The 14,100-nt window shown below is 60.8% G+C and carries 12 protein-coding genes; 6 read left to right on the forward strand and 6 right to left on the reverse strand.

Annotated elements, in window-relative coordinates; all coding sequences use genetic code 11:
• Nucleotides 1–76: 76 nt before the first annotated feature.
• Together NOR97_RS17590 and NOR97_RS17595 are read right to left on the reverse strand one after the other, a co-directional pair.
• Nucleotides 77–922 (reverse strand): Rossmann-like and DUF2520 domain-containing protein, encoded by an 846-nt coding sequence (locus NOR97_RS17590; RefSeq protein ID WP_257601329.1) that lies wholly within the window; start codon nucleotides 920–922, stop codon nucleotides 77–79.
• 22 nt (nucleotides 923–944) lie between these two features.
• On the reverse strand, nucleotides 945–1,574 hold the full coding sequence (locus NOR97_RS17595) for a response regulator transcription factor (RefSeq protein ID WP_257601330.1): 630 nt from the start codon (nucleotides 1,572–1,574) through the stop codon (nucleotides 945–947).
• A gap of 219 nt (nucleotides 1,575–1,793) precedes the next feature.
• On the opposite strand from NOR97_RS17595, the gene NOR97_RS17600 reads away from it, so the two are divergent.
• The 6 genes from NOR97_RS17600 to NOR97_RS17625 all read left to right on the forward strand — a co-directional run bounded on the left by NOR97_RS17600 (nucleotide 1,794) and on the right by NOR97_RS17625 (nucleotide 8,475).
• Complete coding sequence (locus NOR97_RS17600; protein WP_257601331.1) at nucleotides 1,794–3,035, forward strand: aminotransferase class V-fold PLP-dependent enzyme; 1,242 nt, start codon at nucleotides 1,794–1,796, stop codon at nucleotides 3,033–3,035.
• 15 nt (nucleotides 3,036–3,050) lie between these two features.
• A complete protein-coding gene (locus NOR97_RS17605; RefSeq protein ID WP_170347444.1) occupies nucleotides 3,051–4,247 on the forward strand; it encodes a malate--CoA ligase subunit beta in 1,197 nt (398 codons plus the stop codon).
• Nucleotides 4,247–5,134: a succinate--CoA ligase subunit alpha gene (sucD, locus tag NOR97_RS17610; protein ID WP_257601332.1), complete on the forward strand. Its 888-nt coding sequence runs from the start codon at nucleotides 4,247–4,249 to the stop codon at nucleotides 5,132–5,134. The genes NOR97_RS17605 and sucD overlap by 1 nt, the downstream gene beginning before the upstream one ends.
• Nucleotides 5,134–6,105: a D-glycerate dehydrogenase gene (locus tag NOR97_RS17615; protein WP_257601333.1), complete on the forward strand. Its 972-nt coding sequence runs from the start codon at nucleotides 5,134–5,136 to the stop codon at nucleotides 6,103–6,105. Before sucD ends, NOR97_RS17615 begins: the two co-directional genes overlap by 1 nt.
• A 78-nt stretch (nucleotides 6,106–6,183) precedes the next feature.
• Nucleotides 6,184–7,479, forward strand: a complete 1,296-nt coding sequence (gene glyA, locus NOR97_RS17620) for a serine hydroxymethyltransferase (protein WP_257601334.1) — start codon at nucleotides 6,184–6,186, stop codon at nucleotides 7,477–7,479.
• Nucleotides 7,480–7,497: 18 nt separating this feature from the next.
• On the forward strand, nucleotides 7,498–8,475 hold the full coding sequence (locus NOR97_RS17625; protein ID WP_257601335.1) for a CoA ester lyase: 978 nt from the start codon (nucleotides 7,498–7,500) through the stop codon (nucleotides 8,473–8,475).
• A gap of 69 nt (nucleotides 8,476–8,544) precedes the next feature.
• On the opposite strand, the gene NOR97_RS17630 is transcribed toward NOR97_RS17625, so the two are convergent.
• The 4 genes from NOR97_RS17630 to gcvT form a co-directional block, all read right to left on the reverse strand.
• Entirely contained in the window at nucleotides 8,545–9,546 is a 1,002-nt protein-coding gene (locus NOR97_RS17630) for a helix-turn-helix domain-containing protein (RefSeq protein WP_257601336.1), read from the reverse strand.
• A 104-nt stretch (nucleotides 9,547–9,650) separates the two neighbouring features.
• Nucleotides 9,651–12,506: an aminomethyl-transferring glycine dehydrogenase gene (gene gcvP, locus NOR97_RS17635; protein ID WP_257600875.1), complete on the reverse strand. Its 2,856-nt coding sequence runs from the start codon at nucleotides 12,504–12,506 to the stop codon at nucleotides 9,651–9,653.
• Nucleotides 12,507–12,620: 114 nt separating this feature from the next.
• Nucleotides 12,621–12,986, reverse strand: a complete 366-nt coding sequence (gene gcvH, locus NOR97_RS17640) for a glycine cleavage system protein GcvH (protein WP_170345522.1) — start codon at nucleotides 12,984–12,986, stop codon at nucleotides 12,621–12,623.
• Between the two features lie 17 nt (nucleotides 12,987–13,003).
• The gene (gcvT, locus tag NOR97_RS17645; protein ID WP_257601337.1) at nucleotides 13,004–14,098 is read right to left on the reverse strand and encodes a glycine cleavage system aminomethyltransferase GcvT; all 1,095 of its coding nucleotides are present in this window, start codon (nucleotides 14,096–14,098) and stop codon (nucleotides 13,004–13,006) included.
• Between the last annotated feature and the right edge of the window lie 2 nt (nucleotides 14,099–14,100).

Below are 14,100 nucleotides of genomic sequence, written 5' to 3' on the forward strand. Positions count from 1 at the left end.
AACGCGCGGGCCCGCCTTTTCCGCGACGCGTTTCGAGCGCAGGTTCCAAAGTGCTTTCCAGCAATGGACCTGGCGATTACTTCGTGAAGCCTGTTGCCTTCAGTTTCTGCGCCAGCAGGCTCATTTGCCTGTAGATTTCACCTGCGTCGCGGTGCCACGCCGCTACATCCGCGCCCTGCTGGGCAACGACTTTTTCGTCCCCTCTTGCCGCTGGACCGGTCAGGGCAGCTTGCGGGCCAAGAAGGTTGACGTTTTCGACTGTGCTACTCAACAAACCAGCGTTGAGCTTGCGGGCAGTTTCGTCCGGCACGCCCGCCTTGGCCCACGCCTCGCGGGCGATGGCCTGCAAGACAACGGCGAAGTTGTTCGAAATCACCGCGGCCGCATGATACAGGCTTTTGCTTTCAGACCGGATGGGAAAACAGGTGGCTCCCAATCCTTCCAGAAGCGGCTGAATGAACGCTGTGGCGTCTTCGTCGCCTTCCAACCCGCACAACGCCTGTTTGAATTGCGCGGCAGCGGCCTGTGGATCGGCGAAGGACAGGACGGGGTGAACGCTGGCCAGAGACCACGAGAGGCCGCGCAACGGCGCCAGTTGATCGGCAGGAAAATAGCCGCTGCAATGGAACGCCACTGAACGCATCCCGGTTGTTTCCTGGTTCTCGAAGGCCTCTTTCAATTCGTGGGCCACCGCAGAGATTTGCGTGTCGGGCACTGATATGATCCACAGGTCAGCGGGTCGCAAATCGGCATAGCTTGCTGCAACGCGCCCGGTTCTGGATAATCGGGCGGCTTCATTTGCCGACTGAAAGGATGTGCTCAGAACATCCTGGATACGGCAGCCATCAGTGCCATCCAGAAGGCGGATCAGCGTTTTGCCGACCCGCCCGGCACCGACAACGTTTATTTTGATTTCAGTCATCCGGGCTCTCTGTTCTTTTCGTCTAGTCCGCGCCACGATGGGACGAATAGAAAAACGCAATGGCTTGTGTTCTGTTTTTGACGTTCAGCTTCTCATAGATATTTGACAGGTGAAACTTGACCGTGTTGGTGGATATCTGAAGTTCCCTGGACAGTTCCCGGTTCGACATCCCCTGCGCCAAGGCCTCCAGAATGGCGCGTTCCTTGCGCGACAGGCTTTGAATCGGATCCTGTTTCATTTTCCGGACGTCGATGAACGGAAACACCATCTTACCTGCTGCCACTTCGGCACAGGTCTCAAGAAGCACGTCAACCTCGCCCGAGCGGGCAGCAAATCCAGCGGCACCCGCCTGCATGGCCAATCGCGGGACATCTCCGGAGGCATCGCCATAGATGACAAAGCGCGGTGCATCGGCCTGATCGCGCAACACTTCGATCAATTTGGCGGCGCCCAGGGCCGAAAGCGTCCAGTCCACGACGCCGACCTGAACAGGTATCCGCATCACCGTTCCCAGAAATCCTTCTGCCGTCGCCGACGTGGCAACCAGAGAGAATCGCGGATCACGTTCGAATATCTCCGACATGGCAGACAGAACCAGCGGATTGCTGTCAGCAAGCATGACGTCGATGGGTTTGCCCGATGTTTCAACCATATGATTTTGCCCTGACTTTCTAAAAAACCACCCAAAAGAATGGGGGTGTTTTCGGTATACCTTGGTATTTTTACCAATACGGGTGGGTAGAACCCCATACTTTTAGACATCCAAAAGCAGTAGTAAGTTACGTTGCGCCGTTGGGCAAGCTCGCGTTTTCTGGTCGACATCTTAACACATCAGGCCGCAATGCCCGGCCAACAGCCGAGGATGCAAGCCATGACCTTTCAGATTTTCCCTCCGCTCGAAATTCCCGAGACCCTTGCCGCAGGGCCGGGGCCGGGCAACACGGATGTGCGTGTCCTGAAAGCCTTCGCCGGCGCAGGTGTCGCCGATCACATGCAGGGCGATGTCCTCAGGGGCATGATCGAATGCAAGCACATGCTGCGGAAAATCTGGGGCACTGGAAACGCTTATACATTCGCTGTCGCGGGTACCGGCTGGAGCGCTCTGGACACCATGTTCTCGGCCGTCATGCCGGGCGACAAGGTTGTGGCCTTCACCAACGGCACATTCTCGGGGATCGACGCGCTGACGCTGCGGATCAAGGCGGCAACGCCCGCCGAGCACGCGGCCAGCCCGCTTGACCCACAGGCGGCCAGCGTCACGGTCGTCGAGGTTCCACATGGCCAGCCGGTGACGGCTGAACTGGTTGAAGCCACTCTGGCCGAACACAAGCCGAAATGGGCCTTCATGGCGCATTGGGAAACCGGATCGGGCAGGGTGAACGATCTGCGCGGTTTCTCGGACGCGTGTGAACGTCATGGGGCGATGGGGCTGGTCGATGCGGTCTCGTCACTGGGTGTCGAAGACTTTTCGATCGATGACTATCCGGGTGTGGCAGGTTGGGCTTCCTGTCCGCAGAAAGGCCTGTGCTGCCTGCCGCTGACCTATGCCCCTGTCAGCTTTACCAATGCCTATATCGAGGCGCTGAAATCCACAGGTGCCTATACCTATGTGCACAATCCGATCTTCGAGGCCCGTCACTGGGGCATCGTCGATGGGCAGGACGTGGAAAAGGGAACCTACCACCGGACCCATTCCGGATATGCGGTGGCGGCGTTCCACGAGTCATTGCGCCTGACCTTGCAGGAAGGTCTGGCCAAGCGGTCGATGTCTTACCGGACGCATGAAAAGGTTCTTCGGGACGCGGTGACCGAGATGGGGTGCGAGGTCACCTCGGACATGCCCAGTCTGATCGTGCTCAACCTGCCTTCCGAGCTTTCTGGCCGCGAGATGGAACTGGTGCAGAACTGCCGCGCCCGCGGGTTTGGCATCTGGCCCACTTTGAGCGAACCGGTGCAGGTGCGCATCGGCATCCTCAATCAATTGAATCGCGAGGCCGTCAGCCAGATCGTACGCCTGTTCGCCGAAGCCATTCGTGAGCTGGGCGGAGAGGTCGATCAGGACGCGATCGAAGCTCTGCTGGAAAGCCGTTACGGCACTTCGATAGCTGCGTAAACAGGAGCACATCAGATGGATATCCACGAATACCAGGCGAAAGAAGTTCTTTCGAAATTCGGCGTCGACGTGCCCGCGGGCGCGCTTGCCTACAGTCCCGAACAGGCGGCCTATCGGGCGCGCGAACTGGGGGGCGACAAATGGATTGTCAAGGCGCAGGTCCATGCGGGCGGGCGCGGCAAGGCCGGAGGGGTCAAGCTCTGCAACAGCGAAAATGAAATCTACAAGGCTTGCGATGATCTGTTCGGTCGCAAGCTGGTCACGCATCAGACAGGTCCTGAAGGCAAAGGCATCTATCGTGTCTATGTCGAAGCCGCCGTGCCGATTGATCGCGAAATCTACCTTGGCTTTGTTCTGGACCGCTCCAGCCAGCGGGTGATGATTGTCGCCTCGTCCGAAGGCGGGATGGAGATCGAGGATATCTCGGCCGACCGCCCCGACAGCATTGTCAGGTCCATCGTGGAACCTGCCGTCGGGCTTCAGGAGTTTCAAGCCCGTGAAATCGCCTTCAATCTTGGGGTTGAAGCCAAACTGATCCAGCAAATGGTGCGGACGTTGCAGGGCTGTTATGCCGCCTTCAGCAATCTCGACGCCACGATGGTTGAAATCAACCCGCTGGTCATCACCGGTGATGATCGGGTGCTGGCGCTGGATGCCAAGATGAGCTTTGACGACAACGCTCTGTTCCGCCACCCCCAGATCGCCGAACTGCGCGACAAGAGCCAGGAAGACCCGCGCGAAAGCCGCGCTGCGGATCGCGGGCTGTCTTATGTCGGGCTCGACGGCAATATCGGCTGCATCGTCAATGGCGCCGGTCTGGCGATGGCCACTATGGACACGATCAAGCTGGCAGGCGGCGAGCCTGCAAATTTCCTCGACATCGGGGGGGGCGCGTCGCCTGAACGGGTGGCCAAGGCGTTCCGGCTGGTTCTGTCGGATGGCAATGTTCAGGCCATTCTGGTCAACATCTTCGCCGGTATCAACCGCTGCGACTGGGTGGCTGAAGGTGTCGTGCAGGCGTTGAAGGAACTTGACCTCGATATTCCGGTCGTCGTGCGGCTGGCCGGTACGAATGTCGAAGAAGGCCAGAAGATCCTTGCCAAATCCGGATTGCCGATCATTCGCGCCACGACGCTGATGGAGGCGGCAGAACGCGCTGTGGGCGCGTGGAAAAACGACCTTACCCAAGGCACCAAAATGAGGGTTGTGTAATGAGCATTCTTCTCGATCGTGACACGCGTGTCATCGTGCAGGGCATCACCGGGCGCATGGCGCGGTTCCACACCAAGGACATGTTGAACTATGGCACAAACGTGGTGGGTGGCGTCGTGCCCGGAAAGGGTGGGGAAACCGTCGAAGGCGTTCCGGTTTTTGACACCGTAAAACAGGCCGTCGAAGCCACCGGCGCAGATGCCAGCCTGGTCTTCGTTCCGCCACCGTTCGCCGCGGATTCGATCATGGAGGCCGCGGATGCCGGCATCCGCTATTGCGTCTGCATCACCGACGGCATTCCGGCACAGGATATGATCCGGGTGAAGCGGTACATGTATCGCTATCCGAAAGAAAAGCGCATGGTTCTGACCGGTCCGAACTGCGCCGGCACTATCTCGCCCGGAAAGGCGTTGTTGGGCATCATGCCGGGGCATATCTATCTTCCCGGACATGTAGGGATCATCGGCCGCTCGGGGACATTGGGCTATGAGGCGGCAGCGCAGTTGAAAGAGCGCGGTCTCGGCGTTTCGACCAGTGTCGGAATCGGGGGTGACCCGATCAACGGCTCATCCTTCAAGGACATCCTTCAGCGGTTTGAAGACGACGAAGACACGCATGTCATCGCCATGATCGGTGAAATCGGAGGCCCGCAGGAGGCGGAAGCCGCCGAATATATCCGCGACCACATATCCAAACCCGTGATCGCCTATGTCGCTGGCCTGACCGCTCCGAAAGGCCGTACCATGGGGCACGCGGGTGCGATCATCTCGGCCTTCGGCGAAAGCGCCAGCGAAAAGGTCGAGATCCTGTCCGCCGCAGGTGTCACCGTGGCCGAAAACCCTGCCGTGATCGGTGAGACGATCGCCCGTGTGATGGAGGCTGCGTGATGGTCAAACCTTCGGTTCTGGTAACCCGTCGCTGGCCCGCTGCCGTCGAGGCGCAGCTGGCCGAGAACTACAACACCGTTTTGAACACCGGCGACAAACCCATGTCCCCGGCTGAAATACGGCAAGCGTTGAAATCCTATGACGCCGTGCTGCCCACCGTAACGGACACGCTGAGCGCCGAGGCACTGGATGTGCCGGGTGTGCAGACGAAAATCCTTGCCAATTACGGTGTCGGCTACAGCCATATCTGCGAGCCATCGGCACGCGAATTGGGTATGACCGTGACCAACACGCCCGATGTTTTGTCCGAATGCACCGCCGATATCGCCATGACCCTTTTGCTGATGGTTGCGCGTCGGGCGGGCGAGGGTGAACGCGAGCTGCGTTCAGGTCAGTGGACGGGATGGCGGCCCACGCATCTGGTCGGAACCAAGGTCAGCGGCAAGACACTGGGCATCATCGGATATGGCCGCATCGGACAGGAGATGGCCCGCCGTGCGCATCACGGGTTCGGCATGGACGTGCTGGTTTGCAACCGAAGTGCCGTATCGCCCGATGTTCTCGCCGAATGCAATGCGAGGCAGGTGGACACCATAGACGACCTGCTGCCGCAATGTGACTTCGTTTCACTGCACTGTCCGGGCGGCGCAGCCAACCGTCATCTGATCAATTCGCGCAGGCTTGACCTGATGAAGCCTGACGCATTTCTGATCAACACCGCACGGGGCGAAGTGATCGACGAATGGGCCCTGATCCAGGCGTTGATGTTCGACATGATCGGCGGCGCTGCATTGGATGTATTCGATGGTGAACCGCGTGTCAGCCCGGACCTGTTGCAATGCGACAACCTGGTCATGCTGCCGCATCTGGGCAGCGCGACCCGCGAAGCGCGCGAGGCGATGGGGTTTCGGGTTCTCGACAACCTGAGCGATTTCTTCGAAGGCCGCGAACCTCGGGACCGCGTGATCTGAGGCCACCTTCAAACATCACAAAATGACGTCCAACGCAGCCGTGGCTGCGTTGCGTTCCTCTATAAGGAGATATGACCAGTGAATGCACCGCACCGTTCAGACGGATTTTTTACCCAGTCCCTTGCTGATCGTGATCCCGAGCTTTTTGGCTCGATCACGTCGGAACTGGGTCGTCAGCGCGACGAGATCGAGCTGATCGCGTCCGAGAACATCGTCTCTGCCGCCGTGATGGAGGCGCAGGGCTCGGTGATGACCAACAAATACGCCGAAGGCTATCCCGGTCGCCGCTATTATGGCGGTTGCCAGTTTGTCGACATTGCCGAAAACCTGGCCATCGACCGCGCCAAGCAGCTGTTCGGCTGTGAATTCGCCAATGTGCAGCCCAATTCCGGCTCTCAGGCCAATCAGGGCGTGTTTCAGGCGCTGATCAAGCCCGGCGACACCATTCTGGGCATGAGCCTGGATGCCGGTGGCCACCTGACCCACGGTGCGCGGCCCAACCAGTCGGGCAAGTGGTTCAACGCGGTGCAATACGGCGTGCGCCAGCAGGACAACATGCTGGACTATGATCAGGTCGAGGCGCTGGCGAAGGAACACCAGCCCAAGCTGATCATCGCCGGTGGCTCGGCGATCCCGCGCCAGATCGACTTTGCCCGCATGCGTCAGATCGCCGATATGGTGGGCGCCTATCTGCACGTGGACATGGCGCATTTTGCCGGTCTGGTGGCGGCGGGCGAGCATCCCAGCCCCTTCCCCCATGCGCATGTGGCGACCACGACGACCCACAAGACCCTGCGCGGCCCGCGCGGCGGCATGATCCTGACCAATGATGAAGATATCGCCAAGAAAGTGAACTCGGCCATCTTCCCCGGCATTCAGGGCGGCCCGCTGATGCATGTGATCGCGGCCAAGGCCGTGGCCTTTGGCGAGGCCCTGCGGCCCGAGTTCAAGGACTATGCCAAGCAGGTGATCGCCAACGCGCAGGCGCTGTCGGATCAGCTGATCAAGGGCGGTCTGGACACGGTGACCCACGGCACCGACACCCATGTGGTGCTGGTCGACCTGCGCCCCAAAGGGGTGAAAGGCAACGCCACCGAGAAGGCTCTGGGCCGGGCGCATATCACCTGCAACAAGAACGGCGTGCCGTTTGATCCCGAAAAGCCGACCATCACGTCGGGCATCCGACTGGGGTCGCCCGCCGGCACCACCCGCGGCTTCGGCGAGGTCGAATTCCGCCAGATCGCCGACTGGATCATCGAAGTGGTCGACGGCCTGGCTGCCAATGGCGAAGACGGCAACGGCGCCGTCGAAGCCAAGGTCAAGGCCGAAGTCGCAGACCTCTGCGCACGCTTCCCGATCTATCCGAACCTGTAAGACGAAGGACCCGAACCCATGAGTTTTCATTCCATTGACCAAGCCCCAGCCCGTCTGAACCGCAGTGAATTGGCCGTACCCGGCAGCCAACCCGGAATGTTCGAAAAGGCAGCCAAATCCGATGTGGACGTTATTTTCCTTGATCTGGAAGACGCTGTTGCGCCGGATGAAAAAGAACAAGCCCGCAGGAACATCATTCAGGCGCTGAACGACATCGACTGGGGCAACAAGACCATGTCGGTTCGGATCAACGGTCTGGACACGCATTACATGTACCGCGATGTCGTCGATGTGGTCGAGCAGGCTGGTGAACGGCTGGACCTGATCATGGTCCCCAAGGTCGGGACGGCTGCTGATGTCTATGCCGTCGATATGCTGGTGACCCAGATCGAAGACGCCAAGGGTTACAAAAAACGGATCGGGTTCGAGCACATCATCGAAACCGCGCTTGGCATGCAGAATGTCAGTGAGATTGCGGCAGCATCCAAGCGCAATGAAAGCCTGCACTTCGGCGTGGCCGACTATGCGGCCTCGACCCGTGCGCGCACCACGATCATCGGCGGTGTGAACCCGGACTACTCTGTTTTGACGGATACGGATTCGGACGGTGGGCGCCAGACCCATTGGGGTGATATGTGGCATTATGCACTGGCCCGCATGGTGGTTGCGGCGCGCGCCAACGGACTGCGCCCGATTGACGGACCTTTTGGCGATTTTCAGGACCCGGACGGTTACAAGGCTGCCGCAAAACGCGCCGCCGTTCTGGGTTGCGAGGGCAAATGGGCCATTCATCCAAGCCAGATCGCACTTGCCAACGAGGTGATGTCGCCGTCGGACGCCGAGGTCAACAAGGCTCAGCGCATTCTCGTCGCCATGGCCGAGGCCGAAGCCGATGGAAAAGGCGCTGTTTCGCTGGACGGCCGGCTGATAGATTACGCCTCGATCCGTCAGGCCGAAGTGCTGGTGGAAAAGGCAAGCCAGATTGCTGCGGCGTGAACCAAACCAAAGCTGCGTGGGCAAACTGCCCACGCGATAGTATCGCCCGTTGCGCACGTCGAAGAAGTGCTAGGATCCTTCCGGCGCCATCGACCCCATGAACCGACGGTCGCGCACATCATCCGGGCTGGTTTTGTAGCAGCGTTGAAACGCACGTTTCAAAGCGACGGTCGATGAAAAACCAGTGGCTGCCGAGATTTCGATCTGCGACATGTTCGTGAACTGCAACAGGTTCTGCGCCCGTTCCAGACGAAGCTCCTTGTACGTGGAAAGAAGCTTTGCACCGGTTTTGCTCAGGAACCGTCGTTGCAGCTGCCGCGTCGAGGTTTTGAGCAAACGGGAAAGATCGGAAATCGTCATCGGATCTTCGATGTTTTCCTGCATCGCATCCAAAGTACGCACCACCAAAAGATCACCCTTTGCCCTGTGCACCAACCGGGCAGCCAACCTGCTTTCGTGTTTTTGCGTGGGTTCGGTCAGACCAATATAGCTGCGCAGTGCGTCCGCTATATGCTCTCCGTGATCTATGGACACGAATTCGGACAACAGCCGCAACGCGCTCAGTCTGCTGGTTGCGCTGTGGGGGTGCCCGTCGGCGGCCAGATGGGTTGCCGCACCGCAGCTTTCCAATCCGCTTTCCAGCGCGGCCGCGGCAAAGTTGGGATGAACCGCAACGATGTTTCGGCCCGCTCTGCCCAATTGCACCAGCAGCAGGACAGCTCCGCCGACCAGAACGGTCCTTGAAGACAGGTTGAGAACTTGCGAAATCCAGCTTCTGCGCGGACCGGAGACGTCCCAGTTGTTCTCCAGGTCGCCCCAGAATATTGCCGTTCGACCTGTCCAATAAAGAGGCCCGCCGACCGAGTCATTTCCGGACACCCGGAGATTGACGACGTAAGAGCAGTTTTCGACCAGGCTGTTCAGTGCTTGATAGAACTCGACGACGATTTCAGCCGATGCCAGCGCCCGCGTGTCGCTGAGGATAACATCGATGTGTTTTAATCTTTCTGGCACCTCCGGCGCGGTCTTTGCCAGGTCGGCGCGATCATTTGCGAGGACATAGTGTTTCATTGTTCCTCCATCGAATTGACGAGAGGCAGCGCCTCGCAGGACGCTGCCCTCATTTTCGGATTTCAATCCGCCAGGGCAAAAGGCGGATTGCCACCCCCGGTTCCCTATTCCGCGGCGTCTTGGTATGCGTCCATTGGGGGGCATGTGCAGACGAGGTTTCGGTCGCCGTATGCGTTGTCGACGCGGTTGACGGGGGACCAGTATTTGTCGACGCCCATGGAGCCCGGCGGGAAGCAGGCCTGTTCGCGGGTGTAGGGGCGGTCCCAGTCGCCGACCAGATCGCGCACCGTGTGTGGGGCGTTTTTCAGCGGATTGTTGTCCGCATCGATCTTTCCGTCGATGATGTCCTGCGCTTCCGCCCGGATCGACAGCATGGCGTCGCAGAAACGGTCCAGTTCGGCCATGGGTTCCGATTCCGTGGGCTCCACCATCAGGGTGCCGGCCACCGGCCAGCTCATCGTCGGCGCGTGGAAGCCTGAATCGACCAGGCGCTTGGCGATGTCATCCACGGTGACATGCGCCTCGGCGTCCAGCGGACGGGTGTCGAGGATGCATTCATGCGCCACCCGCCCCGTTTCCGAGGTGTAAAGGATCGGATAGGCATCCTTGAGCCGCGCCGCGATGTAGTTGGCGTTCAGGATCGCCACTTTTGTGGCCTGCGTCAGCCCCGCGCCACCCATCAGCAGCACATAGGCCCAGGACACGGGCAGGATCGAGGGCGAGCCGAAGGGCGCCGCCGAGACCGGGCCCACGGCGGTGCCGTATTCCGGGTGGCCGGGCAGGTGCTCGGTCAGATGCGCCTTGACGCCGATCGGGCCCATGCCGGGGCCGCCGCCGCCATGCGGGATGCAGAAGGTCTTGTGCAGGTTCAGGTGGCTGACATCTCCGCCGATGTCACCGGGGCGCGACAGGCCGACCATGGCGTTCATGTTGGCGCCGTCGATATAGACCTGACCGCCGTGGTCATGGGTGATCTGGCAGACCTCCTGCACGGTGGTCTCGAACACGCCATGGGTGGACGGGTAGGTGATCATGCAGGCGGCCAGATGATCGGAGTGCTTTTCCGCCTTGGCGCGGAAGTCGGCGACATCGATATTGCCGTTCTCATCCGCCTGCACCGGCACGACCTGCCAGCCCACCATCTGGGCCGAGGCCGGGTTGGTCCCGTGCGCCGAGGTCGGGATCAGGCAGACATTGCGCTGACCCTGCCCACGGGCGAAGTGATAGTTGCGGATGGTCAAGAGGCCCGCATATTCCCCCTGCGCGCCCGAGTTGGGCTGCTGGGAGATCGCGTCATAACCGGTGATCTGGCACAGCTTGTCGTTCAGATCGGCGATCATCTCGTGATAGCCCTGCGCCTGATCTTCCGGGCAGAACGGGTGCAGGTTGCTGAACTCGGGCCAGGTGACTGGGATCATCTCGATCGTGGCGTTCAGCTTCATGGTGCAGGACCCCAGCGGGATCATCGCCCGGTCCAGCGCCAGGTCGCGGTCGGCCAGACGGCGCATATAGCGGGTGATCTCGGCCTCGGCCCGGTTCTTGTGGAAGATCGGGTGGGTCAGATATTCGCTTTCACGCAGCGCATAATCGGGCAGGCGGTACTGCTTGTTCGAGCTGTCATCCTTGCGGTCGATGCCGAAGGCGCCCCAGACCGCCTCGATGGTCTCGGGGCGGGTCTGCTCGTCCAGGCTGATGCCCACTTTCGTGTCACCGACCTTGCGCAGGTTGACGCCACGCGCCACGGCGGCCTCCATCACCGTCTTCTGCAGATGGCCGACCTCGACCGTGATGGTGTCGAAGAACACCTCGGGTTCGACCGAGAAGCCCGCCTCTTCCAGGCCGGCGGCCAGGCGCGAGGTCTTGCGGTGCACCGATTGCGCGATGGCCTTGATGCCGTCGGGGCCGTGATAGACCGCATACATCGAGGCAATCACCGCCAGCAGCGCCTGCGCGGTGCAGACGTTCGAGTTCGCCTTCTCGCGGCGGATATGCTGCTCGCGGGTCTGCAACGACAGGCGGTAGGCCTTGTTGCCGCGGCTGTCGATGGACACACCGATGATCCGGCCCGGCATCGAGCGTTTCAGCTTGTCGGTGGTCGCCATATAGGCAGCATGGGGCCCGCCATAGCCCATCGGCACGCCAAAGCGCTGGGTCGAGCCGATGGCGATATCCGCGCCCATCTCGCCCGGGGATTTCAGCAGCGCCAGCGACAGGATGTCGGCGGCGACGATGGCGATGGCTTTGTGTTCGTGCAGCGCCGCGATTTCGGCGGTGAAGTCGCGCACATGGCCATAGGTGCCCGGATACTGGAAGATCGCGCCGAATACCGCGCCCGCGTCCAGCTGATCCGGGTCGGCGACCTGCACGTCGATGCCCAGAGGCTCGGCGCGCGTCTTGATCACCGCGATGGTCTGCGGGTGGCAATTCTTGTCCACGAAGAAGGCCGCGTTGTTGGCCTTGGACCGGCCGCCGCGCTTGGCCATCGCCATCGCCTCGGCCGCCGCGGTCGCCTCGTCCAGCAGGGACGCGTTGGCCACGTCCAGCCCGGTCAGGTCGCTGACCATGGTCTGGAAGTTCAAGAGCGCCTCGAGCCGGCCCTGGCTGATCTCGGGCTGATAGGGCGTGTAGGCGGTGTACCAGGCCGGGTTTTCCAGGATGTTGCGCAGAATCGGCGCCGGCGTGGTGGTGCCGTAATAGCCCTGACCGATCAGCGAGGTCAGAACCTTGTTCTTGCCCGCCACCTGTTTCATATGGAACAGCGCATCGCGTTCCGTCATCGCCGGCCCCCAGTCCAGCGGCTGTTTCTGCCGGATCGCCGGGGGGACGGTGGCGTCGATCAGCTCGTCCAGCGTCTTGAAGCCGATCACCTTGAGCATGTCGCGCATCTCGGTGGGCGACGGGCCAATGTGGCGGCGGTTGGCGAAGTCATAGGCTTCGTAGTCGGTCAGTTTGAAGGCCATTGCAGCGCTCCTCACGGATAGGTCAGGGCCGGCGGAGACTACGGGAGCCTCCGGCGGGAGTATTTGGAAAAAGATGAAGCGGTGGAGCCCCAAAGGCGGGGCTTCGGGTTTGGGTTAGCCGATGAAGGCTTTGTATCCGGCCTCGTCCATCAGGTCCTCAAGCTGCGATGCGTCCGCAATCTTGACCTTGTAGATCCAAGCTTCGCCTTCGGGGTCTTCGTTCAGCGCGCCGGGGTTGTCGGCCAGCGCCTCGTTCACTTCGACGATCTCGCCATCGACCGGAGCATAAAGCTCGGACGCGGCCTTGACGGATTCGATCACGCCGATCTCGCCGTCTTTCTCGAACTCGTCGCCCACTTCCTGCTGCTCGACGAAGACCACTTCACCCAGCTGTTCAGCCGCGTGCTTGGTGATGCCCAGCGTGGCGGTATCGCCCTCGACGGTCAGCCATTCATGCTCTTCGGAATAATAGGTTGCCATGTCTCTCTCTCCTGACTTCAACGCTTGTAATTCTGTTTGACGAAGGGCAGCGCCACGATCTGCGCCGGTTGTGCCTTGCCCCGGATGATCAGGTTCACCTTCTCGCCCGGCGCGCCATGGCCCGCGGACACATAGCCCATCGCGATCGGGCCTCCGACCGTGGGGCCAAAGCTGCCCGAGGTGATCTGGCCGATCCTGTTGCCCTCAAGGCATTGCACTTCCACGCCCTGACGCGCCGGCGCGCGGCCGTCGGGCTTGATGCCCACCAGCTTGCGCGATGCGCCTTCGGCCAGTTCGCGCTGGATACGCTCCGCACCCGGGAAACCACCTTCCTCCTTGCGGCGCTTCTGGATCGCCCAGGCCAACGAGGCCTCAATCGGCGAGGTGCTCTGGTCGATGTCATTGCCATACAGGCACAGCCCCGCCTCGAGCCGCAGGCTGTCGCGTGCGCCCAGACCCGCCGCTTCGCAATCCTCATGCGCCAGGAAAGCCCGTGTGATCTCGATCGCCTTTTCCTCGGGGATCGAGATCTCGTACCCGTCCTCGCCGGTATAGCCCAGCCGCGAGATGCGGCATTCGACGCCGTTGATATCGGCCAGGGTGGTTTCCATGAACTTCAACTCGCGGGCCGCGGGGCAGAGTGCGCCCACCACATCCTCGGCCTTGGGACCCTGCACAGCAACCAGCGCGCGGTCGAAGATCTCGGTCACGTCGACGCCTTCAAGGTGCTCACGCATATGCGGAATGTCCTGATGGCGCAGCGCCGCGTTCACCACCACGAAGTAGTGATCCCCCGCATTCGACACGATCAGATCGTCCATGATCCCGCCTTCGGCATTGGTAAAGAACCCGTAGCGCGCCTTGCCCTCCTTCAGCGTCGCATATGCCTGCGGGCACAAAGCTTCCAGCTTCTCACCCACATTCTCGCCGCGCAGGATCACCTGACCCATGTGAGACACATCAAACAACGCCGCCTTCTCCCGGCACTGCTTATGCTCTCCCATGATCCCCAAAGGATACTGAACAGGCATCTCCCACCCAGCAAAATCAACCATCTTGCCGCCAAGCTCGACGTGAAGGTCATACAAGGGCGTGCGCTTCGGTGTGGTCATTT

Source organism: Ruegeria sp. YS9 (assembly GCF_024628725.1).
Lineage (GTDB): Bacteria > Pseudomonadota > Alphaproteobacteria > Rhodobacterales > Rhodobacteraceae > Ruegeria > Ruegeria atlantica_C.

Excerpts from the sequence above, each read along its gene's own strand:
- NOR97_RS17595 (WP_257601330.1), bottom strand. The coding sequence starts at position 1,574 with ATGGTTGAAACATCGGGCAAACCCATCGACGTCATGCTTGCTGACAGC.
- NOR97_RS17615 (WP_257601333.1), top strand. The coding sequence starts at position 5,134 with ATGGTCAAACCTTCGGTTCTGGTAACCCGTCGCTGGCCCGCTGCCGTC.
- NOR97_RS17590 (WP_257601329.1), bottom strand. The coding sequence starts at position 922 with ATGACTGAAATCAAAATAAACGTTGTCGGTGCCGGGCGGGTCGGCAAA.
- NOR97_RS17630 (WP_257601336.1), bottom strand. The coding sequence starts at position 9,546 with ATGAAACACTATGTCCTCGCAAATGATCGCGCCGACCTGGCAAAGACC.
- NOR97_RS17625 (WP_257601335.1), top strand. The coding sequence starts at position 7,498 with ATGAGTTTTCATTCCATTGACCAAGCCCCAGCCCGTCTGAACCGCAGT.
- sucD (WP_257601332.1), top strand. The coding sequence starts at position 4,247 with ATGAGCATTCTTCTCGATCGTGACACGCGTGTCATCGTGCAGGGCATC.
- NOR97_RS17605 (WP_170347444.1), top strand. The coding sequence starts at position 3,051 with ATGGATATCCACGAATACCAGGCGAAAGAAGTTCTTTCGAAATTCGGC.
- gcvH (WP_170345522.1), bottom strand. The coding sequence starts at position 12,986 with ATGGCAACCTATTATTCCGAAGAGCATGAATGGCTGACCGTCGAGGGC.
- gcvT (WP_257601337.1), bottom strand. The coding sequence starts at position 14,098 with ATGACCACACCGAAGCGCACGCCCTTGTATGACCTTCACGTCGAGCTT.
- gcvP (WP_257600875.1), bottom strand. The coding sequence starts at position 12,506 with ATGGCCTTCAAACTGACCGACTACGAAGCCTATGACTTCGCCAACCGC.
- NOR97_RS17600 (WP_257601331.1), top strand. The coding sequence starts at position 1,794 with ATGACCTTTCAGATTTTCCCTCCGCTCGAAATTCCCGAGACCCTTGCC.